This is a genomic window from Chryseobacterium sp. KACC 21268 (assembly GCA_028736075.1).
Lineage (GTDB): Bacteria > Bacteroidota > Bacteroidia > Flavobacteriales > Weeksellaceae > Epilithonimonas.
Window position 1 is genome coordinate 3702054 of record CP117875.1, and the last position, 22772, is coordinate 3724825.

Consider the following 22772-nt stretch of genomic DNA (forward strand, 5'->3'; position numbering starts at 1 on the left):
TATTTTGGTTTAATGAGATGTTGTAATTATCTTAAAGCGATTTGATGATGTCGGCTGCAATCTCGTACGATCTTTGTTTTTTATCAAAATCGAAAATATTGCCTGAAACGATGATCTCATTTGGTCGGTAATCTTTTGCAAACTTCGAGAGTTTTTCCTTTAAAGTCTCTTTGTCACCTACAAAGGTTTTCGCTGCCATTCTGTTGAGATGCAATGCCACATCATCAGAAATATTAGCAAGATCTGTTTCATCTGGTGGCAAAAGTGGTTGTCTCTGATCCGTCAATATATTGACAAAAACCTGAAAATGGGATGTTGACAAATAATGCGCTTCATCCACAGAATCTGCTGCAATTATATTAATACAAATCATCACATAAGGCTCATCCAAAAACTCGGACGGCTGGAAATGTTCTCTGTAAATTTCCAAAGCTACTTCCAATTGAGATGGTGCAAAATGTGCTGCAAAGGCATAAGGCATTCCTAATTTGGCTGCCAAAAATGCTGAGTCCGTAGAACTTCCCAAGATATAAAGAGGAACATCTGCACCTTCTCCGGGAATAGCTCGTACCTTCGCTTCAGAATTTTCATTGGACATATATTTTTGAAGTTCTTTAATATGGAATTCAAAATTATAATTGGGATTGAAATTATTTCCTCTCAAAGCGCTTGCAGTCAGCATATCGGTTCCTGGTGCTCTTCCCAGGCCAAGATCAATTCTTCCAGGAAACAATCCGTCCAAAGTACCAAATTGCTCAGCAACCGATAATGTAGAATGATTGGGAAGCATAATACCACCCGACCCTACTCTCAGAGTTTTCGTTTGTCCAGCTACGTGACCAATTAAAATTGATGTTGCTGCACTTGCTACATTGGGAAAATTATGATGCTCCGAGAACCAATACCTGGTAAAGCCCAACTTCTCTACGTGCTGAGCAGATCTTACAGATTTTTGAAATGTTTTATTGATATCGTCACCTTTGACAATCGTCGCAAGGTCTAGAATTGAATATTTGATTGACATAATTTGAAAGTTATACAACTGTTTAAGACAAAAAATAAACCATACTAAGTTCCTATGATTAATAAGAAATTTTGTCCACATTTAAGAAATTTTTAACAATCCAATGAAAAATTTATTACATTTGCCGCAATAAAAAACAAAAAACATTACAAATGGTATCTACAACATCAAAATTTGTTGCCGAAATGATCGGCACAATGGTTCTAGTCTTAATGGGCTGCGGAAGTGCAGTCATTGCCGGTGCTGATGGCACTACTGGCGTTGGACTTCTTGGAATTTCTTTTGCTTTCGGACTCAGTGTGGTCGCAATGGCTTATGCAATCGGGCACATTTCCGGCTGCCATATCAATCCTGCAATTTCTATCGCAATGGTAGCAGCAGGGAGAATGAAGATGGCGGAAGCCGCTTACTACATCGCGGCACAAATCGTTGGTGCTATCCTAGGAGCTGGAATTCTCTTTATCATTTTCACGAATCATCCAGGTGCTGAACTGGGACCTTGGGCTTTGGGATCTAACGGCTGGGGAACTGGTTATTTAGATGAATACAATACATTAGCAGCTTTTGTGGCAGAATTTGTCTTCACATTTATCTTTTTGTTGGTCATTCTGGGTTCTACTTCTACCAAGAATATCCACGGTGGTTTCGCAGGTTTGGCAATTGGATTGTCACTTGTTTTGATTCACATTGTTGGGATTAAAATCACAGGTGTTTCTGTGAATCCTGCGAGAAGTATTGGTCCTGCAATCTTTGCAAAGGGAGCAGCACTTTCCCAAATCTGGCTATTCATTGCAGCTCCGGTTTTGGGAGGCATTTTTGCAGCATTTGTTTATAATCTTTTGATTGAGAAAAAGGAGTTAGCTTAAATTATTTCATCAATAAAAATAAAAATCCTGTTAAGTCTATTGGCAGGATTTATTTTTTGTTCTTTACTTCGAAAAAATTTTTAAAGATTAATTCTTCCTTTTTTCCTTTCAATTCGAATTTTTTGAAAAGTAAACTTCGGGCAAGATTCCTCATAAAATGATCTTTGTCGCAAAGTTTCCAATAAGAATCCTGATGGATTGTTTTCGGATCTCGAATCTTGTAAAATGTAGTTTCCCAGTTATCCTCATCGTGATAGAACTCAATGATACCACAATGTTCCGGAATCAATTGATGATCGACCATTCCCATTGGCAAGAGAAAACTGAATGAGTTGCAGATGTAATCGCCACAACCAATCTTGTCGTGTTTCAGAAACTTTTCACCAGTTCTCTGGTTGGTATATTTCTTTTTGAAATCGTTTTTAAAATCTGACTTTGACAATTTGATCTCAATCTCGTGGCTGAAACCTTCATTATTGATCGACAAAATATCGGCCTCCCAATCGGAATGGAAAAAATTGGTGAGAACAATTTCTTTATCAAAATCACAATTGGTATTGATAAAGCTATGGACGAGCTCTTCTATTTTCAACATTTTTGATTAATCTAATATCTGCGAACTGTGACGTGATAACAGCTTTGTTGTTTTTCCTTGATGTAAAAAATGCGTCCGAGGTTTTTGTAATATTCAAGTACTTTTTCCAGTTCTTTTTCCAGTTTTGTATTGACCTTCAATTTATGATCGAAACGGACATACGAAATATCAAATGCAGCTCCGTAGTTGTGCGAACTAATTCCCAGTGAGGCATTGGAATTGACTTTTCTCAATCGGCATTGGTCTTCCAAGGTTCTTGTTACAGATGAGACAACGAAAAAACTTTTGGTATCTGTAGCGAACTTGGCAGACATGCTTTCCAAAGTTGCTCTAGCTTTCTTCACCAAATATGGGCGGCTGTATTCCAAAGCCTGCAATCGGTAACCTCGGGACTTCTTTTTAACTTTAACGAATTTTCCCGAAGCAATATATTTATCAACCGATTTTGTACTTTCTAAAATATCGATACCGAAGTTTTGTGCAGCAAGCAAATGTGCCTTGTAAACGGGACTTGGTTCCACTTTCAAAACTTCTTTCAGATCATAACATTTCTGAGATTTGATAAAAGAAAAAAATAATATGAAAATTAGTGATAAAAACTTCATTAATAATAATTTAAGAAACCAAAAGACTGCACCCACGGATATCAGAATGATCTATCCTTCCTAAAACCTGAAAAGTAGCATCCTCCACTCTTCCTAAATCTTGTGTCGCAATGAATGCACACGAATGCTTATTTGCAAGATCAATAATATTTATCGCGCCTGTCCTTCCATCTTCAACGTAGGAAAAAGGATCTTCTGTATTTCTGATGAGAATTTTCATCCATTTTGGACTTTTATAAATATTTTCACCAAGCGAATAAGCCTGTGAAAGCAATTCCGTCATCGAATATTCTGAAAAGATTTTCTCGGTTTTGAAGCCAACTTTGAAAATTTTTAGCAACTCATCTTTTGTCATTTCCTCCTTTCTGCCTTTCATTCCGCCGGTTTCGATAACTGTTAAATTTTGGGATTTAAAAATTGAAAGATTCTCAGATTCCATTGTATCAAGAAAATCCAGTAATGCGAAAGAAACACCGAAAAGAATAACTTTTTTACCAGTCAAACTCTGTAGTAGATTGAATAATTCTTGATGATTGTAGAGGAAATAACCGTTCTCTGATTTATGTGATTTTTTCATCAGAAAATCGACCATATAGATCAAAGATGAATGGGTATTTTCAGAATAATTTGGAAGTAAACCCAAGAAAATGTAATCTTCCGGCTTTCCTATAAATTTTTCAAAACTCCTGTAAATACTTTCTTCATAAAGAGAAAAATCTGCGATATAGTGTTTGGAACGATTCATCTGAGTTGTTCCGGAACTTTGAAAATAATTTTCAGCTTCAGAATTTTTATCTAAAACCAAATGATTCTTGAACATCTCAATCGGTAGAAATGGAATATCACCAACTTCTTTTATTAATGACAAATCAATGTTCAGATAATCAACAAACTTTCTGTAAACATCTATATTTTCGTATTGATAATGAAAAGTTTCCAAACATGCGGTCTGGAAATCGGATTCTGATTTTATGTCAAAAATATTCTGCTTCATTGTCTTCAAATTAAATTTAGGAATTTAATCTTCAAATTTTTTCACTTCAAATGATTCTCCATTGTAAACACCATAGGTGAAATAGACGATCCAATCGCCCAGATTGATATATTTCGCCCCTTTTTTCAAATCAAAAATTAACGGAAGATGACGATGTCCAAAAACGAAATAATTGATGTCTTCTGTTTTCAGTTTTTCTTTGGAATATTGGATGAGAAATTCTTTGTCTTCGCCAAGGAATTCTTTGTCCTCATCTCCGGAAATTAGTTTATTCTTCTGAGACATATAATTGGCAATTCTCATCGCAATATCCGGATGCAGCCATCGGAAAGCCCATTGAGCCAAAGGATTTGTGAAAACTTTCTTCATTCTTTTGTAACCTTTATCACCAGGTCCTAGCCCATCGCCATGTGCCAGCAAAAACTTTTTATCATTGATTTCGTAATACTTTTTCTCAAAGTAAACAGGGATTCCCAGTTCTTCTTCGAAATAATTTTTCATCCACAAATCATGATTTCCAACGAAAAAATAAATCTCAATTCCGAAGTCTTTGAGTTCTGCGATCTTTCCTAGAACACGGATATAACCTTTGGGAACAACATATTTCCACTCGTGCCAGAAATCGAAAAGATCGCCCATCAGGAAAAGAATCTGTGCATCTTTTTTGATGAGATCGAGCCAGCGGATGAATTTCTCCTCGCGGATTCTGCTTTTTGCCAGATCTGGAACACCGAAATGCTGATCGGAAGCAAAGTATATTTTTTTATCTGGATTAAGATTAATCTTCATAAATTGATTTTCAATTAATCAAAATGATTACGTTCGTCGTTCTGATCTCTTTTGCTGTAGATCCACATTCCAACTCCGAGACCAACGACAGCTGCAGAAGCTGTTAACAAAGCTCTTGATAATTTATCCGGGGCGTCATTACCAATGTAATTCATTAGGAAGATGATAACGAATGTGATGACACCGATAAGTAGATATTTGATTTTCGTATTCATTATTATAATTTATAAGATATCATCACGCCCCCTTTATAAGGAAGTAATTCTCCGCTTCTATTTCTTTCCCTTCCCATAGAGTCACCTTCAGTATCATATCGGTCTCCACTAACTTTATCATATCCCTTGTAAAAACTTTGCATTGATCCTAAACCAAAATAAATATCCATATTCAATTTTTCATTCAATCGGAACTGGTATCCTGTGACTCCTCCAATAATGAAAGAAAAACCTTTCTGGTAGAGATTTGAATTGATGTATGGCGTCACTTCTCCATTTTTATGAACATAAAAGTTATCATTCCAATAACCCCATTTTTGAATGTTAAAATGAGCTAAGGAAAAATCGGCACCTAAATAGAAACCTTTAAAAGCTTCATTAAAATAATATCTCCCATTGAAACCCAGCATATAAACTTGAGCATGCTTTCCTGCAAAAGATTTCCATGGTGAAACAAAAACATCAGCCTGTCCCGTAATATGTTCTGAAAAACCGTGTTCCACGCCCACATTCAGAATTCCTATTGGTAAGAATAAGGCGTTGGCTTTGATATAGGTTTCGCTTTTTTGTGAAAAGCTAAAGATGGATAGACAGATCAATGTGATTGATAATACTTTCTTCATTATTATTTCTTATTCAGGATTTCGTTCATTTTTGTGGCATCTTTGTTTTCTTCTTTAGCGAAGTTGGCTGCCATTCCTGCGAACATTTTTGCTTCGTCTTTTTTTCCTAATTTATCATACAAAGTTGCCAAGATGCTGGTAGAATCATAATTCTCTGATGACATTACCACTTTTTCTGCCCATCGTGCAGCGCTTTGCAACGATGTTTTTGTGGAGACTTTGTCTGCAAAAACACTTGCTGCCGCGAGTAATTCTGAATTGTTGAACTCATCCGGATTCTTGTAATATTCCAAAGCGGTTTTTTCGTAAGCTGGAAAATTTTCGTGAGAGATGTAGTAATTCAGTTTATAGATGTTCAGGCTTTTGACAAGGTCTTCTTTTGGAAGCAAACCTTCGCCTTCTTTCAGAACTTTTGCATCGTCGATGGTTTTCGTTTTGTCATCGGTTGCAGAAGTTACGAGTTTCATCAATTTCAAATAATTATCGAACTGCGTGTAATTTTTTTCGGTTAATAATTCTACGATTGCAGATTTATTTGCCGTAAAAACTTTGTAATTAGCGTCGTCAACAGATTGTGTGAAATTCAGAAGAGCGTTGATTTCTTCGCCTGTGAAGGTCTTGTCTTTTTTGTTAGCAAAATATTTTTCTGAGGCTTGCTTGGCTATTATTGGGTCTTTGCTGGCATAAAGACTGATGAAATTCAATAGTGCTGGTTGGTCTAATTTTCCTTTCTGAAATTCTTCTTTCAAATTGGTATTGACCAATTCCGGTTTGTTATTTTTCTTTCCTAAAGCCAGGAATTCTTCGGTTTTAAGATAGCCTAATTCTTTGCCAACGATTTCGCCTTCTCCATTCAGGAAAAGCAAAGTCGGGTAACTTCTGATGCCATATTTTGCAGCCAGAGCAACACCTTCACCCTTTTCCATATCAAAATGGGCGTTGATAAAATTTTTGTTGTAATAATCCGCTACATTTGCATTGGTGAAAACGTTCCGTTCCATCAGTTTACAAGGTCCGCACCAAGCCGCATAAGCATCGAGAAAGATGAGTTTTTTTTCGGTTTTGGCTTTGGCAAGTAGAGTGGCAAAATCTGAATCTTCGAACTTGATGTTTTGCTGTGAAAACGCAAGCTGAATGGCGAATATTAAAAAGAAAAATGATATTTTTTGCATTCTGAGAATAAATCGAATTATCTTGCGAAGATAACCAATTCTGTAAGAATGGACAGAGTTTGAAATCCTAAAGTTTTAATTTTTTAACTTTGCAAATCGTAAGGAAGACTTTGAGAGAATAGACTGATAGAAAATAGACTTTCAACTATTTGTTTTAAATTAAACATCTCGTTTGTCATTCCGTAGGAATCTTAACAATTTAGATTGACTACGTCGAACCACTTCGTTTGGTTTCCTATGGAATGACAAAATTGGATTATATATTTGAATGTTTCAACTTTGCGAAGCGCAGCCCGACTTGAACGGAGCTCATTTTTTGTGGCTGGAAAAGCAATGGCAAAAAATAGCGGGAGTGGAAGGCGGAAAAGCTGCCCAAAAAATTAATTTTATTGACTTTAAAATATGAGGAAATTATCCTTGCTTTTTACGAAAGATGGCTTGCAATGGCAGATTTCTAAATCCAAAAAGGTTTTGGAAGAGAAGATTTTCCTGAAGGATGAGGAAACGCCGGCCAATCTGGTGACGGAAAAACTGGATGAAGTTTTGGCTTCGGAAAAGTTTTCTGAAATCTCCGTAGTCTCGGCTATCAACCATTTTTCTGTGGTGGAAGAAGGTTTTGACCAGCACGATTTGGGCTACGACCTGATTGCTTACAATGCGGACGTGAAACAGGATTCTGAGGAATTGATGTTGTCTGTGAACAAGAAATTTGGCGTTCAGTTCTATTACAGTTTTCCGAAGGATTACTATCAGAAAATCAAGGCGTTGGAAGTTCCGGTTCATTTTAATTTTTCTGGTGAGAAATTTCTGAATTCATTAAACGTGAAAAATCGAAAGGAAATTCACGTGAATCTGTATCATCAGCAGGCGGAATTTTTTGCCATCGAGAATAAAAAAGTGGTGCTTTACAATAATCTGGATGCAACTTCGGAGGTGGATTTTCTTTATTTCATAATGTTTACCTTGAGTAAAATTGATTTTGGAATTACGGAAACTTACTTCTACATCTACGGAGAAACCACGGAAAATGAAACCTTTATCTCTGAAATGCAGAAATTTGTTCCGAACTTGAAAATCGTTTTCGATAATTTGCACAAAAAGAATTTTATAATGGTTTGATGCGGGATGTCAGATGTTGGATGTTTATTATATTGCGTAAAATATGAGTTTTAAATTTGAAAAATTGATTATTTGGCAAAGTTCTATGGATTTTGGCGAAGTAATTTTTAATATGTCCACTACTTTCCCAAAAGACGAGCTATTTAATTTGACTTCTCAAATTAGGAGAGCAGTTGATTCTATAGCATTAAATATTTCAGAAGGAAGTATATTGCAAAGTAATCCAGAATTTAAGAGATTCTTAGGTTATTCGATAAGGTCAATTGCTGAAGTTGTTACTTGTCTGTACAAAGCAAAAAACCGAAATTATATCGACCCAAGAATTTTTGAAGAAAATTATCAAAGGGCTTATAAACTAATGAATCAGATAATAGCATTTAGAAATAAATTGACTTAATACGAAAAAACACCCATCACCAAACATCTAACACCCAGCTAAAAATAATGTATCGAATCATATCCGGAAAATGGAAAGCGAAGAAAATATCGGCTCCAAAAAACTTCGAAGTAAGACCAACCACAGACTTTGCAAAGGAAGCGCTGTTCAGCATTTTGGAGCATCGTTTTGACTTGGAATTCTGCTCCGTTTTGGACCTTTTTGCGGGAATTGGTTCCATCACTTTGGAATTTGCTTCCAGAGATTGCCAAGACATCACTTCCATCGAATTAAACCCTAAACACGCAGGTTTTATCAATTCAACCGCACAGGAATTGGGAATGGGATTGCAAGTGAACACGCAACGTTTTGACGTTTTCGACTGGTTGAAAAGAAAGAAAAACCACGAGAAAAAATACGATATTATTTTCGCTGATGCGCCTTTCGAAACGGACGAAAAAAAATACAATGAACTGATTGATTTGGTCTTGTCTAATGAATTATTAAAACCAAACGGACTTTTCATTTTGGAACATCAAAGCAGACAAAAATATCCGCATCCGAACCTGAAAGACAGCAGAAAATATGGGAATATCAACTTCTCTTTCTTCGAGGCTCAACCAGTTTCTGAATAAAATTTGAAGTGAATATGAGGAATTTCAATATCAAATTTTTGAGCTTAATGATTTTATTTTTCAGCTTAAAAATCTCTGCACAGAATTCTTACATCAACCAACACAAACCACTTGCAACGGAACTTTCCAAGGAATTTGGGATTCCGTCGGCGATTATTCTTTCCATCGCTTATGTGGAAACTGGCGGTGGAAACAGCAAACACGCTCAGACTTTGAACAATCATTTTGGAATGGTTGGAAAAAATACGGTGAACGGCTCTAAATTCAAAAGTTTTGAGAGTTCAAAGGAATCTTTCCGTGCGTTTTGCGAGATGATTTCCCGAAAAAAGTACTATCCAAAAATGAAAGGAAATCTGGATTATTCTGAATGGCTGAATGCGATTGCTTCTGCCGGATACGCCGGAAAACCTGCGGAATGGAAACAGAAAATCAATACCGTCATTAAGAAATTTGGACTTTAAAAATAATTTCTAACTTTGCAGAAATCAAATTCTCAAGATTAAAATGTAAAATTTAATTTCTTTTCAGACAATCTTTCGCAGGCAAACTTGTCTGCTATTGTTCAATTCTAAAAAAGAAATTATGTTAATCTTACAGGATTTATCCTATCAACATCCCAATAAAGATGTTCTTTTTTCGAACATCAATCTCACACTTCATTCGCAGGAAAAATTAGCTTTAATCGGAAATAACGGTTCCGGAAAATCGACTTTGCTCAAAATAATTGCTGGAGAATTACAACCGAAAACTGGATTCATAAAATCGGCTTTCAATGTTTATTACGTTCCTCAAATCTTCGGTCAGTTCAATGATTTGAGTATTTCGGAAGCTTTGGGAATCGATAAAAAATTAAAGGCTTTAAAGGAAATTTTGAACGGTTCTGTCACCGAAGAAAATATGGAAATTCTGGGCGACGATTGGACCCTCGAGGACAGAATCAAAGAAGCTTTTGAATATTGGAATCTTCCCGATTTTGATTTAAATCTAAAATTGGAAAACCTGAGTGGCGGACAAAAAACCAAATTGTTCCTCGCCGGAATGATGATTCATCAGCCAGATTTGATTTTGATGGACGAACCCACGAATCATCTGGATTTCACGAACAGAAAACTGCTTTATGATTTCATCCAATCAACTTCAAAAAGTCTGCTGATTGTGAGCCACGACAGAGTTTTGCTCAATCTTTTGGACAAAACTTGTGAACTTACGAAAAGTGGAATTTCGGTTTATGGTGGCAATTACGATTTCTATTCTGAACAGAAAAAAATCGAAAATAACGCACTCGAGCAAAACATTCAAAATCGGGAAAAGGAACTGAAAAAAGCCAAAGAAAAAGAGCGCGAAACGATTGAAAGACAAAATAAACTGGATGCTCGCGGAAAAGGCAAACAAGAGAAATCCGGCGTTTCCAGAATTATGATGAACACACTTCGCAACAAAGCCGAAAACAGCACTTCAAAGTTGAAATCGATTCATCAAGATAAAATTGAAAACATCAGAGAAAACCTACACGACCTTAAGGGAAACCTTTCTGGCATTGATAAAATGAAAATTAACTTTGATAATTCTCAGCTTCACAAAGGAAAAATTCTGGCGAAAGCAGAGGAAATTAATTTCACTTATCAGAAAGAAAATCTTTGGAAATACAATCTGGATTTTCAAATCATAAGCGGAGAAAGAATTGCGATAAAAGGTGATAACGGTTCTGGAAAAACCACTATAATTAAAATGATTCTTGGAGAAATCAATCCAACTTTTGGTATTCTTAATTTAGCCGAAAAGAAAACTGTTTACATCGACCAGGAATATTCTTTGATTGAAAATGAACTTTCGGTGGAAGAACAAGCGCAGAAATTTAACTTAAGAAACCTTGAAGAACACGAAGTTAAAACGATTTTAGCTCGATTCCTTTTTTTCAAAAATGATTGGGACAAAAAGTGTGAATTCCTGAGTGGTGGTGAAAAACTGAAGCTTCTACTCTGCTGTCTTTCCATTCAAAATCTCTCTCCGGATATGATAATTTTGGATGAGCCGACGAACAATCTGGACATACAAAATATCGAGATTCTGACATCAGCAATCAACGATTATCAGGGAACTTTGATTGTAGTTTCTCACGATAATCAGTTTTTAGAAGATATTAATATTGATAAAATTATCAGTCTATAAAAAACGCCTCGAAATTACTCGAGGCGTTTTTCATTAAACTAATTTTGCAAGATAAATCTCCGCAGGTTCTTCTAATAATTCAGGCGCTTTTTCTACAAATTCTTTGATGTAAGATTGTTGGTTGTGCGCATCCAAACCTTCTTTGCTTTTCCAAATCTCGTGAAATATGAAAACCGCTTCGTCTTCCAAACCTTGCTGTAATTCGTACTTTTCGCACGCTTCTTCTTGTCTGGTATTCAAAACCATATTATCCAAAATCGATTTTAGTTCCTGAATTTTATCTGTTTTCGATTTTAAAATCGCTGTTAAGTAGATTGACATTTTTGATTATATTTAATTAATTCAACACTTTTAGATTCTCAGTTTCCAAAGTTTTTTTGAGATAATTCTTGTACTCGATTTCGTAATTATCAATACGTTCCTGAGTCGCCGATTTTTCCATATCGTGGAAATGGAAACTTCCCAAATGTTTCATTCCGGTGAACGCATTCATTCTGTGAAAACCGAATAAAATACCTTCATCTACCGAATGTTGGTTGAAAAATTCGCCTTTCAAAGTGAAAGCCGTTTCCGGTGCATTCCAGCTTGTGGTGATGAAATAATGCTTCCCGTGCATCAGTCCGCCAGTTCCATAATTGATGGCAGGATTCACTCTGGAACGGCCGTCACTTTTGTAAATGCCATTGTTGTGACCAGCCGTGAAAACTTCGTCGATATAAAATTTCAAACGATTGGGAACCTGAAACCACCAAACTGGAAAATGGTAAACCACAATATCAGCCCATTTAAAATTCTCTGCTTCCTGAGTTGCGTCGAAATCATCATTGACGTTTGTAATTCTAATTTCAAAATTATCATTTTCAAGAACCTCTTTGGTCCAGTTGGTAATGGTTTTGTTGAAGCTTCCGCCAGAATGTGCAAAGGTTTGTCCGCCGTTGATTACAAATATATTTTTCATTAATTGATTATTTAAATTATTGATAGTGCAAATTTCCGACAGAAAAATGAATTATAAAAATAATTTAAATCATACATTTGCATTATAATTATGATGATAAAATGATAAATCTAGAATGGCTCAGAACTTTTAAGAGTGTTTATGAAACCCAATCTTTCACGAAAGCGGCGAAGGAATTGTACATTTCACAGCCTGGCGTAAGTCTTCATATTGGCTCGTTGGAAGCTTATGTTGGTTATACGTTGTTCGAAAGAATTTCTAAAAAGTTGATTCCGACTGAGAAAGCAAAAATCCTATATAATTTCACGCTGGAACCACTTTTGAAGCTGGAAACTGCTGAACAAACTTTCCATAAAACAACAAAAACGGAACGTTCAACGGTGAGTATTGGAATGTGTTTCGAAACCTTTCAATTTACTTTGGAAAAGCATATCCCGAATTTTGATTTTAATGTCATTATTCGTTTTGGTCTGTATGAACAAATGTTTTCGGATTTGGACAATGGCTTGTTGGATTTGATAATTACGCCACGAAAAACCAATTTGAAAAACTTGAATTTCGATTCGTTTTCCAAAGAAAAAATTGTTTTGATTAATGGAACCGGAACCGATACTTCGGAATTCAAAAATCTGATTAAGAAAAATAAAATCGAAGAAGCAGAAGCTTGGTTGAAACAGCAAATCTGGTACAGCACCGCGGCGGATATGGAACACTTGAATAACTTTTGGAAAGCCAATTTCAATCGTCATCCCGACTTCAAACCAAATTATATTGTTCCAAATATTTGCTCTATTGTACGATGTTTAAGTGGAAATTCCGGATTCTCAATCGTCCCCGATTTTCTCTGTAAAAAAGAGATTGCCAGTGGCGGAATCGAGATTGCGTGGGAAGGAAATAATAAAATTGAGAACACACTTTATTTTGGTGAACGTGTGAAAAATAATGTTCAAAACGAGATTGATAGAATCAAAGAGATATTCCGAAATGAGAATTTCTAAAGAACAATATGTTCCAAATCAATCGATTTTCCGAAGAATTTCTTTGAGATTTTTTCGAAATTTTTGGTAATATCGGATAAGAAAAATTGATACGTTGGTCTGTGATTTTCTTCATTGAGAAGATTATGCTTGTCCAAAATCATTTTCAATTGGTTGGCAACGATATTTGGAGAATCGATGACGCGAACGCGGTTTCCGTAGTATTGCTTGATTTCGTCTATCAAAAGTGGATAATGTGTACAGCCGAGAATCAATGTTTCGATATTCTTTAATTTACTATTACTCAAATAATTATAAATAATCGAATGTGTGATTGGATGATTTTTAAAACCTTCTTCAATCGCAGGAACGAGAAGTGGCGTTGCCAATTCATCAACTTTGATGAACTTGTTATGTTTTCGGATTGATTTTTTGTAAAGTCCTGAATTCACCGTTGCTTTGGTTGCAATGACGCCAACGTTGTTGTGAATTTCGTACGACACTTTTTCCGCCACAGGATTAATCACATCAATCACCGGAACCTTCTCCTCAACCAAATCCTGAACTTCCTTCAAAGCATTTGCAGTCGCAGAATTACAGGCAATGACGATGGCTTTGCAATTTTTCTCCAACAAAAACTGTGTGATTTTGGTTGAATATCCAACAATCGCTTCACGGGATTTCTCGCCGTAAGGAAGATGTTTTGTATCACCAAAATAAATCAAATCTTCGTTAGGCAACAGTCGTTTAATTTCCTTTGCAACCGTCAAACCGCCAACGCCGGAATCAAAAATTCCGATGGGCTGATTGGCTGAAAGATCGGTGTAGTCGGCTTTTTTCTTTTTCAAGAGTTTAATGTATGAAATTTGAACACAAAGTTCACAAAGTTTTTATTGACCTTTATTGAAAATATTTTAAGTTCACAAAGGCGTAAAACTTAGCAAAGATTTAGCTTGACAAAAATAGGAATTTTATTAGAAGTTTTTGTCATTTTAAAAGAATCTCGAAGTTTAGATTCATACGGAATGACAAAATGATGTTTAGATTTGAAAGTAAATTTAAACCATAAACAAATCGCTCGCAATTCCGTCTGCTAAAAACCAGTGTTTTTCTGGAATTAAAAGATAATTGTTTTCGATTTTCAGAATTCCGGATTCTAGTTTTGGATTGATTTCTTTGTGTAGATAATCGATTATTTCTGAGGAAAAATTTTGATTGATTTTATTTAAATCAACGCCCCAGACTGTCCTTAAACCAATCATCATCATTTCATTGAAACGGTCTTTCTCGGATAGAATTTCGGTTTCTTTTGGGATAATATTTTGATTGATATTCTTGATGTAAAGCGAATTGTTGGCAACATTCCAGCTTCTTTCGAGATTTCCGTTGTAAGAATGCGCGGACGGACCAATTCCCAAATAAGGTTCAGATTTCCAATACGCTGAATTGTGTTTGGAATGAAATCCAGGCTTTCCGAAATTTGAAATTTCATAGTGGTCAAATCCATTATCTTTCAGAAAATCAGACATATAATAGAATTCCTGATTCTGTTCAGCTTCTTCGGGCGAACTAACTTTTCCATTTTCAATCCATTTTTCCAAAGCTGTTTTTGGTTCGACAGTTAGAGCGTAAGATGAAACGTGCGGAACTTGCAACTCGATGGTTTTGTTGAGATTATGTTTCCAGATTTCGAAGTTTGAAGTTGGCGAACCGTAAATCAAATCGATGCTGATGTTTTCCAATCCAAAATCCTGAGCGCGTTTGATGGAACTTTCTGCTTCGGAAGCGTTGTGCGCGCGATTCATCAGCTTCAAATCTTCATCGAAAAAACTTTGAGTTCCGATGGACAATCGATTAATTTCTGTCTGGGATAATTCTTTGAGGAAGTTTTTACTTAAATCATCAGGATTTGATTCTAACGTGATTTCAACATTCTCATCAAAACTGAAATATTTTTGAAATTCGTCAATCAAAGATTTAATTTCGTCGACAGTAAGAACTGAAGGCGTTCCTCCACCGAAATAGAGTGATTTGATGGTTTTATTTTCGAGCTCGTGATGTCTTAATCCTATTTCTTTTTTGATGGCCAGAAGCATTTCATCCTTCAAACTAAACAAAGTCGAAAAATGAAAATTACAGTAACTGCATTTTTGCTTGCAGAAAGGAATATGAAGATATATCATTAAAAAAGCCCTGAAAAATTCAGAGCTCAAAGGTATTTAATTTTAATTAAAAATTATCTGTATCTGAAACCTCTGGTGTTAATGAAGTTTTCGATATTGAATCCAATGGACAACATAAAACTATTGCCGAAATTCTCTGTCAGTTCTGAAACGCCAAAGTTGTAAACACCACCAAATGTAAAGTTTCCTACTCTACCTTTGATAATGGGTGACATCCCTAGATTCTGGCTTCCAACGGCACTTTTTGCACTTCGGAAACTGATTCCTGCAGAGATATTGTTCTTCTCACCAAATGCGGTTGCCATCAAGTTATAATCGAATATCCTTGAAGAATTGGTATTAAGATTCATCATCACAGAGGGCGTGAGAAAGATACCATCTGTAAAATGCCAATCGTAACCTGCATTGAAATAAAACTTGGTTGGAGAAGGCTCTATTCCGTTGTCGATTGGTAAAGTATTACTGATAGGAATGTCAACGACAGAAACGCCTGCAAAAAAATGACGTGATCTAACTGCTGCTCCCAAATTTACATAAGCCAGAAAAATATCGTTGGTATTTTCTCCTAAAACCTGATCGCCTTCTTGCTCCGCATGAACTTGCCCATAATCGATATTCATATTATAAAGATTGGTTCCCAGACCAAATGAAAACTGGTCCTGGCGATCTTCCTCATCAGAAATAGGAATAAAGTAGGAAGCTCCAAGCATCACTCCATTAGAAGAAATCGGTCCGTTTTGATCTCGAAAAAATGATATTCCTGCTCCGACTCTATCAAAAACATTGGCATGTAAACCGATGGACTGTACGTTTGGAGATTCGCTGAGTTGTGAAAACTGTTTCTGATAATTGAGGTTCAGAACTACATCATCTGTCTTTCCCAACAATGCAGGATTAAACAAAAAATCACCATCAACAAGATATTGCTGATAGAACGGCAAAGTTTCCTGGGCATTTGCTTTTATAGAAAAAACTGCTATAAACAGCAAAAACAGTTTATAAATATGGTAACTTTTCTTCATTATGCAAATATATAAACTCTAGTTATTATCTAGATATTTTCTCCAGCGCTCGGATGCCTCTTGCATATCCTTTGGCATTGGACTTTCGAAGTACATTTCTTTTTTCGTTGTTGGATGTATGAATCCCAAAGTATGTGCATGCAAAGCGTGCCTTGGTAGCACTTCAAAAACATTTTGTACGAATTGCTTGTACTTTGGTAAGTTGATGCCTCTCATTATGATATTTCCCTCGTATCTTGCGTCATTAAACAAAGTGTGTCCAATATGCTTCAAATGAGCCCTAATCTGATGGGTCCTGCCAGTTTCTAATTTACATTCTATCCAAGTCATATAGCGGAAACGCTCCAAAACTTTATAATGAGTCACTGCATGTTTTCCGTGGCTTCCATCTTCATAGGTGTACATCTGCATGCGGTTTTTCGGATGCCTACCGATGTGTCCTGTTACGGTTCCAGTATCTTCTTTTACATTTCCCCACACGAATGCCCAATAGAGACGTTTGGTTGTTCTGTCAAAAAATTGCTTCGCTAAATAACTCAGTGCATATTCAGTTTTTGCAATGACTAATAATCCCGAAGTATCTTTATCAATTCTGTGAACCAAACCTACTCTGTCCAAGTCTGAATTATAATTTGGATCCTTAGCAAAATGAAAAGCCAATGCATTCACAAGCGTTCCGTCCCAATTTCCAAATCCCGGATGTACAACCATTCCCGGATCTTTGTCCACAATGATCAAATCGCTATCTTCATAAACGATATTGATAGGAATATCTTGTGGTATGATGGTATTTTCTCTTGGTGGATGTGCCAGAAGAACGCTTACCTCGTCGCCAGGCTTTACTCTGTAATTTTGTTTTACAGGTTTTCCATTGACAATGACATTGCCAGCTTTACAAGTTTGAGAAATTTTGTTTCGCGAAGAATTCTGACGAAAAATCAATAAAAATTTATCAATTCTCAGCGGTTCCTGTTTTTTATCAACTGTAATATTGACGTGCTCATACAAGCCGCTGTTTTCATCATCAGCAGAACTATCTTGATTAATTAATTCGTCTTCTAGGAAATCTTCTGTCTCGTCCAGCATATTTTAATTCTAAAAAGGCTTCAACTGATGTCGAAGCCTTTGTTTTATTCAATTACCACTTTTTTTGGCTTGGGCTTTTCTACAGGTTTTGTAGAGGGTGGCGTTGTATTCTGTTTCACGGGCGCTGCAGTGTTTGCAGGCTGTGTGGTTGTAGGTTTTGGTTTTGGTGTGGCAGATGTTGTTCCACCCGCTGAAGGGTTCGAAGAAACTGGCGGTTTTGTAACTACCGGTCTTTGCTCAATAGTAGGCGGTGGAACCTCGTTGTACTGGATTGGCGCCAATGTGGTATCAATTTTTGGTCGGTACATCTCATCTAACTGCTGTATTTTACTTTGCATCTCTGCAGGTGTTTTTTTACTAGCCCAGAGATCGATCTGCATGCCTTGATCTCGAAGTGATCCAAATGCGGGATCCTGATAATAAACGATATCCGAATCATCCTTGCCACCATCTTCGTGATCTACGATTCCGACTTCAAACAATGCCTGAGCAATTATTTTTTTAGCTTCCTGAACTGTTCTTCCTACCACATTAGGAATTGAAACATTTCTCAAAGGTCCAGATCCGATTACTAAATCTACACTTGAAAACTTTGGCAATAAAGTTCCAGGTTTGATGCTTGAACCGTTATAAATAATCCTTAGAACCGCATCTCTCTGAATACTTGGTTCAAAAAGCGTATCACCAACTTTTAACCCAACAAGGTTCAATTGATTAAATGCCAAACCTTTATATCTGTCAATAATGTCTGGAACTGCTACTTTTGCCCAAGTTCTTGGATTAACTTTTAGAACGATTGCTCTCCCGCTTTTCACACTTGCTCCAGGCGATGGGAAAACTGCCAGTACCTGAAAAGGACGAAATTTTGGATCATATTTGAAACTATCAACCTCATATTCCAAACCGGAATCATCAAGAATCTTGATAGCGTCGTGCACTTTCATATTCATCACATTTGGCACAGGAACTTCATCTCCATGGTGGGTATGATACTCCAACCAACGGAATGTAAGCCAAACCAAACCGGCGAAAAACGCCATTGCCAATACGATATTAAGTAATACTTTCCAGTGGAAAAGCGATTTGAACATAATTATTCTTTTTCAGAAACGTAACGCAAATATAGATAATTAAATTGTATTACCCTTTTCTATGAATTGTAAAAAAGCGATTAAAAAAAAGAAAATGGGCGGTTTGGTTTAAAAATCTTATTTTTGCACTTTGAAATACATATGGAGTCTATACAAGTTCACGACAAAAGTTTCGTACCATACCTGAAACACGATGAAATTCAGGCAATTATTAAAGAATTAGCAGAAAAAGTTTACGAAGATTACAAAGATGAAACCCCAATTTTCATTGGTGTTCTGAATGGTGTCATTATGTTTTTCTCGGATTTCTTAAAATATTATCCTGGTAAATGTGAAATTGCCTTTTTGCAAGTAAGTTCTTACTCTGGGACGCAATCTACAGGTATTGTTTACAAAAAAATGGAATTGACAAAAGATGTTATGGATCGTCATATCATTCTCATGGAAGACATAGTGGATACAGGAAACACATTGGAAAATCTCTTTGAATATTTCAAAAACACGCAACGTCCTAAGTCTCTGAAAGTAGCTTCTTTACTTTTAAAACCAGATGTCTTCAAAAAAGATTTCATCGTGGATTATGTGGCTAAAGAAATTCCAAACAAGTTCGTGCTAGGTTACGGATTGGATTATGATGAATTAGGAAGAAATTTACCAGACCTATATCAATTGGAAGAAGGTAGAATCAATCATTAATCTCTACTCAAAATAGAAAGAAATAAATCTAAATAAATTAAAGTAATATGATCAATATTGTTCTCTTTGGCCCTCCAGGAAGTGGAAAAGGAACCCAGGCTCAACATCTCATCGAGAAATTCAATCTTAAACAAATTTCTACCGGAGATCTTTTTCGATTTAATATGAAAAATGATACAGAGCTCGGAAAATTAGCAAAATCATACATCGATAAAGGACAATTGGTTCCAGATCAAGTCACAATTGATATGTTAATTGATGAGTTGAGAAAACCGACAGAAACCAATGGATTTATTTTTGACGGATTCCCTAGAACTGCAGTTCAGACAGAAGCCTTGGAAACCATCGTGAAAGAAGAATTGAATTCGGAGATCAGCATCTGTCTATCATTAATTGTAGATGATGCGGTTTTGGTGGAAAGACTTCTGAAAAGAGGAGAAACCAGCGGAAGAACAGACGATTCTAATGAGGACATCATCCGAGATAGGATCACAGAATATTATACAAAAACTGCAGAAGTTGCAGAATTATATAAAAAACAAGGCAAATATGCAGAAGTGATCGGCGTTGGCAACATCTCCGAGATCTCTGAAAAACTTTTTGCTGAAGTAGAAAAAATTAAATAAAGCCGGAAGATGGAAGTCAGAAGCGGGAAGTTTTCCCATCTTCGGACTTCCATCTTCCATTAATAAAAATATTATGTCAAATTTCGTAGATTACGTAAAAATCCACTGTAAAAGCGGTCACGGCGGTGCTGGATCGGCTCACCTTCGTAGAGAAAAATATATCCCGAAAGGTGGTCCGGATGGTGGCGACGGTGGACGTGGTGGTCACGTGATTATGAGAGGAAATGCTCACGAATGGACACTTTTACCATTAAGATATACACGTCACATCAAAGCAGAACGTGGACACAACGGTCAAAAAAACCAATTGACAGGTGCTTACGGCGAGGACGTTTACATCGATGTGCCGATGGGAACAATTGCCAGAAATGAAGAAGGCGAGATCGTAGGCGAAATCCTGGAAGACGGACAAGAAATCATCCTAATGGAAGGTGGAAAGGGTGGAAAAGGAAATGAGCATTTCAAATCCTCTACCAACCAAACCCCAAGATTTGCACAACCCGGAATGGACGGACAGGAAGGTTTCGTGACTTTCGAATTGAAACTGCTTGCTGATGTTGGATTAGTTGGATTCCCGAATGCTGGAAAATCCACACTTCTTTCATCCGTTTCTGCAGCAAGACCAAAGATTGCGGATTATGCTTTCACCACTTTGAAACCAAATCTTGGAATCGTGGAATGGAGAAATTATAAATCTTTCGTAATGGCCGATATTCCTGGAATCATCGAAGGTGCGGCGGAAGGAAAAGGTCTTGGACACAGATTCCTAAGACATATTGAAAGAAACTCAATTCTATTATTTTTAATTCCGGCTGATTCTGAGGATCATTTCCAGGAATTTAAAATTTTGGAGAATGAACTTAAGGAATACAATCCTGAACTTTTGGACAAAGATTTCCTTCTATCCGTTTCGAAAGCTGATCTTTTGGATGATGAATTGAAAAGAGAGATCGCAGCAGAATTCCCGGAAAACAGACAACCATTATTCTTCTCCGGTGTGACTGGCGAAGGACTTCAGGAATTGAAAGATGCCATCTGGAAAAAATTGCACGGATAAATTTCGGAACAATTATTGAAAGTCTAAACACAAAAAAATACGATGAAATATTTATTCACATTAATGGTTTTTTTAGGATTGATGTCTTGTAACTCATCTCAAGTTTCAAAATATTCTGCAATAGAATATGAAGTTGGCCCTTGTTTCGGATTTTGCCCAACCTACAAAATCACAATTGATTCCAACCGAAATGCAATTTTGGAAGCAGAACGTTTTAATTTTACGGAAGGCGGATCGAAAGATGACTTCAATAAACCAAGAGAAGGCACCTTCAAAGCAACCTTGAGTCCAGAAGATTATAATAAATTGGTGGTTGCGACAGATGCTGCTAATATTAAAACATTAAATGAAAGTTACATCGACAAGCAAATTATGGACGCGTCGAAAGTAAATTTGAGAGTTACTTTTGCTGACGGAACCAAAAGAGACATCGCAATGTCGGCAGGCGAAAAACCAAAAACATTGACCGATCTCACAACGTTGATCGATGAAATTAAGCAAAATCAAAAGTGGGTAAAAGTTAAATAAGACTTAATCTCGACTTTATTTTAAATAAGTTACCTTTGCAACATATTAATTCCTCCTAATATACGGAGGAATTTTTACTTTATTAAATTAAAAAAATATTCCATTTGAATTTTGACGAATTAGGCTTGATCAAGCCAATATTAGACGCCTTAAAAGCGCAAGGTTACGAACAACCTACACCAATACAAGAAAAAGCGATTCCATCTATCCTGCAAGGCAGAGACCTTTTGGGAAGCGCACAGACAGGAACAGGAAAAACAGCGGCATTTGCCATCCCTATTTTACAAAATCTTTCTTCTGCCAAAGAACCACACAGAAATCAGATCAAAGCGTTGATCTTGACACCGACACGTGAATTGGCGATCCAGATCGAAGAAAACTTCCAAGACTACGGAAAACATCTGAAACTGAAATCCCTTGTGGTTTTCGGCGGTGTGAAACAGCACGCACAAGAACAGCAACTTAAAAGAGGCGTTGATATTTTGATCGCGACTCCCGGAAGGTTGTTGGATTTTATTTCCCAAGGCATTGTAAAACTTCATCACTTAGAAATTTTTGTTCTGGATGAGGCGGATAGAATGTTGGATATGGGATTTGTTCACGATGTGAAAAAAATTCTGAAATTGATCCCAGCAAAAAGACAAAACCTTTTCTTCTCTGCAACGATGCCGAAAGAAATCGCAAAGTTGGCTTCTGAGATCTTGATCAATCCGGTAAGAGTTGAAGTAGCTCCGGTTTCTTCTACTGCTGACACGATCCAGCAAAGTATTTATTTTGTTGATAATAACAACAAGACCGATCTTTTGATCCACCTTTTGGAAGATCCGAAATTCGATCAGGTTTTGGTTTTCTCGAGAACAAAACACGGCGCAGATAAGATTGTAAAGAAATTGCATCAGTCCAATATTTCTGCAGAAGCGATCCACGGAAACAAGTCTCAGAATGCAAGACAGAACGCACTTTCCAACTTCAAATCAAAAAGAACAAGAATCTTGGTAGCGACAGACATCGCAGCGAGAGGTATTGATATTGATGAGTTGAAATACGTTGTGAATTACGAATTGTCCGACGTTTCCGAAACTTACGTTCACAGAATCGGAAGAACGGGAAGAGCAGGATCAGAAGGAACTTCTTTCTCATTCGTAGATGCTTTGGATCTTGCGAATCTTAGAAATACCGAGAAACTGATCGGGAAGAAAATCCCTGTTGTAACGGATCATCCTTTTCACACAGACAATCTTGTGGAACAGAAGAGAGACAGCAACAACAAGCCTTTCACACCGAGACCAAGACCAAACGGTCAACGCTCCGAAAAGCCTAAGAATAAAAGTAATTTCTACAGAAAAAAATAAAAAGAAAACCGGAA

Annotated in this window: 27 protein-coding genes; 12 read left to right on the forward strand and 15 right to left on the reverse strand. The window is 36.6% G+C overall.

Annotation, left to right across the window (positions count from 1 at the left end):
• Nucleotides 1-31 precede the first annotated feature (31 nt).
• Nucleotides 32-1024 (reverse strand): LLM class flavin-dependent oxidoreductase, encoded by a 993-nt coding sequence (locus PQ459_16905; protein ID WDF46567.1) that lies wholly within the window; start codon nucleotides 1022-1024, stop codon nucleotides 32-34.
• Nucleotides 1025-1176: 152 nt separating this feature from the next.
• On the opposite strand from PQ459_16905, the gene aqpZ reads away from it, so the two are divergent.
• Complete coding sequence (aqpZ, locus tag PQ459_16910) at nucleotides 1177-1890, forward strand: aquaporin Z (protein ID WDF46568.1); 714 nt, start codon at nucleotides 1177-1179, stop codon at nucleotides 1888-1890.
• A gap of 49 nt (nucleotides 1891-1939) precedes the next feature.
• Here aqpZ and PQ459_16915 read toward each other — a convergent pair whose 3' ends face one another.
• Genes PQ459_16915 through PQ459_16945 form a run of 7 tightly spaced genes read right to left on the reverse strand, consistent with a single transcriptional unit; the run spans nucleotide 1940 to nucleotide 6883 of the window.
• Nucleotides 1940-2485, reverse strand: coding sequence for a hypothetical protein (locus tag PQ459_16915; protein ID WDF46569.1), 546 nt, complete (start codon nucleotides 2483-2485; stop codon nucleotides 1940-1942).
• Between the two features lie 11 nt (nucleotides 2486-2496).
• Nucleotides 2497-3090: a DUF5715 family protein gene (locus PQ459_16920; protein ID WDF46570.1), complete on the reverse strand. Its 594-nt coding sequence runs from the start codon at nucleotides 3088-3090 to the stop codon at nucleotides 2497-2499.
• Between the two features lie 10 nt (nucleotides 3091-3100).
• On the reverse strand, nucleotides 3101-4084 hold the full coding sequence (locus PQ459_16925) for an acyl transferase (GenBank protein ID WDF46571.1): 984 nt from the start codon (nucleotides 4082-4084) through the stop codon (nucleotides 3101-3103).
• A gap of 24 nt (nucleotides 4085-4108) precedes the next feature.
• Complete coding sequence (locus PQ459_16930) at nucleotides 4109-4873, reverse strand: UDP-2,3-diacylglucosamine diphosphatase (GenBank protein ID WDF46572.1); 765 nt, start codon at nucleotides 4871-4873, stop codon at nucleotides 4109-4111.
• A gap of 14 nt (nucleotides 4874-4887) precedes the next feature.
• Complete coding sequence (locus PQ459_16935) at nucleotides 4888-5088, reverse strand: hypothetical protein (protein ID WDF46573.1); 201 nt, start codon at nucleotides 5086-5088, stop codon at nucleotides 4888-4890.
• A gap of 2 nt (nucleotides 5089-5090) precedes the next feature.
• Nucleotides 5091-5711, reverse strand: coding sequence for a DUF3575 domain-containing protein (locus PQ459_16940; GenBank protein ID WDF46574.1), 621 nt, complete (start codon nucleotides 5709-5711; stop codon nucleotides 5091-5093).
• Between the two features lie 2 nt (nucleotides 5712-5713).
• Nucleotides 5714-6883, reverse strand: coding sequence for a thioredoxin fold domain-containing protein (locus PQ459_16945; GenBank protein ID WDF46575.1), 1170 nt, complete (start codon nucleotides 6881-6883; stop codon nucleotides 5714-5716).
• Between the two features lie 402 nt (nucleotides 6884-7285).
• Between PQ459_16945 and PQ459_16950 the strand changes: the two genes are divergently transcribed.
• The 5 genes from PQ459_16950 to PQ459_16970 all read left to right on the forward strand — a co-directional run bounded on the left by PQ459_16950 (nucleotide 7286) and on the right by PQ459_16970 (nucleotide 11182).
• A complete protein-coding gene (locus tag PQ459_16950) occupies nucleotides 7286-8002 on the forward strand; it encodes a DUF3822 family protein (GenBank protein WDF46576.1) in 717 nt (238 codons plus the stop codon).
• 43 nt (nucleotides 8003-8045) lie between these two features.
• Complete coding sequence (locus tag PQ459_16955; GenBank protein ID WDF46577.1) at nucleotides 8046-8399, forward strand: four helix bundle protein; 354 nt, start codon at nucleotides 8046-8048, stop codon at nucleotides 8397-8399.
• A 47-nt stretch (nucleotides 8400-8446) separates the two neighbouring features.
• Nucleotides 8447-9013 (forward strand): RsmD family RNA methyltransferase, encoded by a 567-nt coding sequence (locus PQ459_16960; GenBank protein WDF46578.1) that lies wholly within the window; start codon nucleotides 8447-8449, stop codon nucleotides 9011-9013.
• 47 nt (nucleotides 9014-9060) lie between these two features.
• The gene (locus PQ459_16965) at nucleotides 9061-9474 is read left to right on the forward strand and encodes a glucosaminidase domain-containing protein (protein WDF46579.1); all 414 of its coding nucleotides are present in this window, start codon (nucleotides 9061-9063) and stop codon (nucleotides 9472-9474) included.
• Between the two features lie 121 nt (nucleotides 9475-9595).
• Nucleotides 9596-11182, forward strand: a complete 1587-nt coding sequence (locus tag PQ459_16970) for an ATP-binding cassette domain-containing protein (GenBank protein ID WDF46580.1) — start codon at nucleotides 9596-9598, stop codon at nucleotides 11180-11182.
• 33 nt (nucleotides 11183-11215) lie between these two features.
• Here PQ459_16970 and PQ459_16975 read toward each other — a convergent pair whose 3' ends face one another.
• On the reverse strand, nucleotides 11216-11503 hold the full coding sequence (locus PQ459_16975) for a putative quinol monooxygenase (GenBank protein ID WDF46581.1): 288 nt from the start codon (nucleotides 11501-11503) through the stop codon (nucleotides 11216-11218).
• A 16-nt stretch (nucleotides 11504-11519) separates the two neighbouring features.
• A complete protein-coding gene (locus PQ459_16980) occupies nucleotides 11520-12140 on the reverse strand; it encodes an NAD(P)H-dependent oxidoreductase (GenBank protein WDF46582.1) in 621 nt (206 codons plus the stop codon).
• 101 nt (nucleotides 12141-12241) lie between these two features.
• Here PQ459_16980 and PQ459_16985 point away from each other — a divergent pair, with 101 nt between their 5' ends.
• Complete coding sequence (locus tag PQ459_16985) at nucleotides 12242-13138, forward strand: LysR family transcriptional regulator (protein WDF46583.1); 897 nt, start codon at nucleotides 12242-12244, stop codon at nucleotides 13136-13138.
• Here the strand turns inward: PQ459_16985 and murI are convergent.
• The 5 genes from murI to PQ459_17010 form a co-directional block, all read right to left on the reverse strand.
• Nucleotides 13135-13965 carry a glutamate racemase gene (gene murI, locus PQ459_16990; protein WDF46584.1) on the reverse strand — a complete coding sequence of 277 codons (831 nt, stop codon included), beginning with the start codon at nucleotides 13963-13965 and terminating at the stop codon, nucleotides 13135-13137. The two genes, PQ459_16985 and murI, sit on opposite strands and share 4 nt — an antisense overlap.
• A 210-nt stretch (nucleotides 13966-14175) precedes the next feature.
• Nucleotides 14176-15300 (reverse strand): radical SAM family heme chaperone HemW, encoded by a 1125-nt coding sequence (gene hemW / locus PQ459_16995; GenBank protein WDF46585.1) that lies wholly within the window; start codon nucleotides 15298-15300, stop codon nucleotides 14176-14178.
• Nucleotides 15301-15353: 53 nt separating this feature from the next.
• The gene (locus tag PQ459_17000) at nucleotides 15354-16322 is read right to left on the reverse strand and encodes a PorP/SprF family type IX secretion system membrane protein (GenBank protein ID WDF46586.1); all 969 of its coding nucleotides are present in this window, start codon (nucleotides 16320-16322) and stop codon (nucleotides 15354-15356) included.
• Between the two features lie 18 nt (nucleotides 16323-16340).
• A complete protein-coding gene (locus tag PQ459_17005) occupies nucleotides 16341-17408 on the reverse strand; it encodes an RluA family pseudouridine synthase (GenBank protein ID WDF46587.1) in 1068 nt (355 codons plus the stop codon).
• A gap of 44 nt (nucleotides 17409-17452) precedes the next feature.
• Entirely contained in the window at nucleotides 17453-18499 is a 1047-nt protein-coding gene (locus tag PQ459_17010; GenBank protein WDF46588.1) for a PASTA domain-containing protein, read from the reverse strand.
• Nucleotides 18500-18640: 141 nt separating this feature from the next.
• Between PQ459_17010 and hpt the strand changes: the two genes are divergently transcribed.
• From hpt to PQ459_17035, 5 genes are all read left to right on the forward strand, one after another.
• Nucleotides 18641-19195: a hypoxanthine phosphoribosyltransferase gene (hpt, locus tag PQ459_17015; protein ID WDF46589.1), complete on the forward strand. Its 555-nt coding sequence runs from the start codon at nucleotides 18641-18643 to the stop codon at nucleotides 19193-19195.
• 47 nt (nucleotides 19196-19242) lie between these two features.
• Nucleotides 19243-19821, forward strand: a complete 579-nt coding sequence (locus PQ459_17020) for an adenylate kinase (GenBank protein ID WDF46590.1) — start codon at nucleotides 19243-19245, stop codon at nucleotides 19819-19821.
• A gap of 73 nt (nucleotides 19822-19894) precedes the next feature.
• Complete coding sequence (obgE, locus tag PQ459_17025; GenBank protein ID WDF46591.1) at nucleotides 19895-20878, forward strand: GTPase ObgE; 984 nt, start codon at nucleotides 19895-19897, stop codon at nucleotides 20876-20878.
• A 42-nt stretch (nucleotides 20879-20920) separates the two neighbouring features.
• Complete coding sequence (locus PQ459_17030) at nucleotides 20921-21406, forward strand: DUF6438 domain-containing protein (protein ID WDF46592.1); 486 nt, start codon at nucleotides 20921-20923, stop codon at nucleotides 21404-21406.
• A gap of 104 nt (nucleotides 21407-21510) precedes the next feature.
• Entirely contained in the window at nucleotides 21511-22758 is a 1248-nt protein-coding gene (locus PQ459_17035; protein ID WDF46593.1) for a DEAD/DEAH box helicase, read from the forward strand.
• The last annotated feature ends 14 nt before the right edge of the window (nucleotides 22759-22772 follow it).

Coding starts and splice junctions, on each gene's coding strand:
- PQ459_16905 (WDF46567.1), bottom strand. CDS start 1,024: ATGTCAATCAAATATTCAATTCTAGACCTTGCGACGATTGTCAAAGGT.
- aqpZ (WDF46568.1), top strand. CDS start 1,177: ATGGTATCTACAACATCAAAATTTGTTGCCGAAATGATCGGCACAATG.
- PQ459_16915 (WDF46569.1), bottom strand. CDS start 2,485: ATGTTGAAAATAGAAGAGCTCGTCCATAGCTTTATCAATACCAATTGT.
- PQ459_16920 (WDF46570.1), bottom strand. CDS start 3,090: ATGAAGTTTTTATCACTAATTTTCATATTATTTTTTTCTTTTATCAAA.
- PQ459_16925 (WDF46571.1), bottom strand. CDS start 4,084: ATGAAGCAGAATATTTTTGACATAAAATCAGAATCCGATTTCCAGACC.
- PQ459_16930 (WDF46572.1), bottom strand. CDS start 4,873: ATGAAGATTAATCTTAATCCAGATAAAAAAATATACTTTGCTTCCGAT.
- PQ459_16935 (WDF46573.1), bottom strand. CDS start 5,088: ATGAATACGAAAATCAAATATCTACTTATCGGTGTCATCACATTCGTT.
- PQ459_16940 (WDF46574.1), bottom strand. CDS start 5,711: ATGAAGAAAGTATTATCAATCACATTGATCTGTCTATCCATCTTTAGC.
- PQ459_16945 (WDF46575.1), bottom strand. CDS start 6,883: ATGCAAAAAATATCATTTTTCTTTTTAATATTCGCCATTCAGCTTGCG.
- PQ459_16950 (WDF46576.1), top strand. CDS start 7,286: ATGAGGAAATTATCCTTGCTTTTTACGAAAGATGGCTTGCAATGGCAG.
- PQ459_16955 (WDF46577.1), top strand. CDS start 8,046: ATGAGTTTTAAATTTGAAAAATTGATTATTTGGCAAAGTTCTATGGAT.
- PQ459_16960 (WDF46578.1), top strand. CDS start 8,447: ATGTATCGAATCATATCCGGAAAATGGAAAGCGAAGAAAATATCGGCT.
- PQ459_16965 (WDF46579.1), top strand. CDS start 9,061: ATGATTTTATTTTTCAGCTTAAAAATCTCTGCACAGAATTCTTACATC.
- PQ459_16970 (WDF46580.1), top strand. CDS start 9,596: ATGTTAATCTTACAGGATTTATCCTATCAACATCCCAATAAAGATGTT.
- PQ459_16975 (WDF46581.1), bottom strand. CDS start 11,503: ATGTCAATCTACTTAACAGCGATTTTAAAATCGAAAACAGATAAAATT.
- PQ459_16980 (WDF46582.1), bottom strand. CDS start 12,140: ATGAAAAATATATTTGTAATCAACGGCGGACAAACCTTTGCACATTCT.
- PQ459_16985 (WDF46583.1), top strand. CDS start 12,242: ATGATAAATCTAGAATGGCTCAGAACTTTTAAGAGTGTTTATGAAACC.
- hemW (WDF46585.1), bottom strand. CDS start 15,300: ATGATATATCTTCATATTCCTTTCTGCAAGCAAAAATGCAGTTACTGT.
- PQ459_17000 (WDF46586.1), bottom strand. CDS start 16,322: ATGAAGAAAAGTTACCATATTTATAAACTGTTTTTGCTGTTTATAGCA.
- PQ459_17005 (WDF46587.1), bottom strand. CDS start 17,408: ATGCTGGACGAGACAGAAGATTTCCTAGAAGACGAATTAATTAATCAA.
- PQ459_17010 (WDF46588.1), bottom strand. CDS start 18,499: ATGTTCAAATCGCTTTTCCACTGGAAAGTATTACTTAATATCGTATTG.
- hpt (WDF46589.1), top strand. CDS start 18,641: ATGGAGTCTATACAAGTTCACGACAAAAGTTTCGTACCATACCTGAAA.
- PQ459_17020 (WDF46590.1), top strand. CDS start 19,243: ATGATCAATATTGTTCTCTTTGGCCCTCCAGGAAGTGGAAAAGGAACC.
- obgE (WDF46591.1), top strand. CDS start 19,895: ATGTCAAATTTCGTAGATTACGTAAAAATCCACTGTAAAAGCGGTCAC.
- PQ459_17030 (WDF46592.1), top strand. CDS start 20,921: ATGAAATATTTATTCACATTAATGGTTTTTTTAGGATTGATGTCTTGT.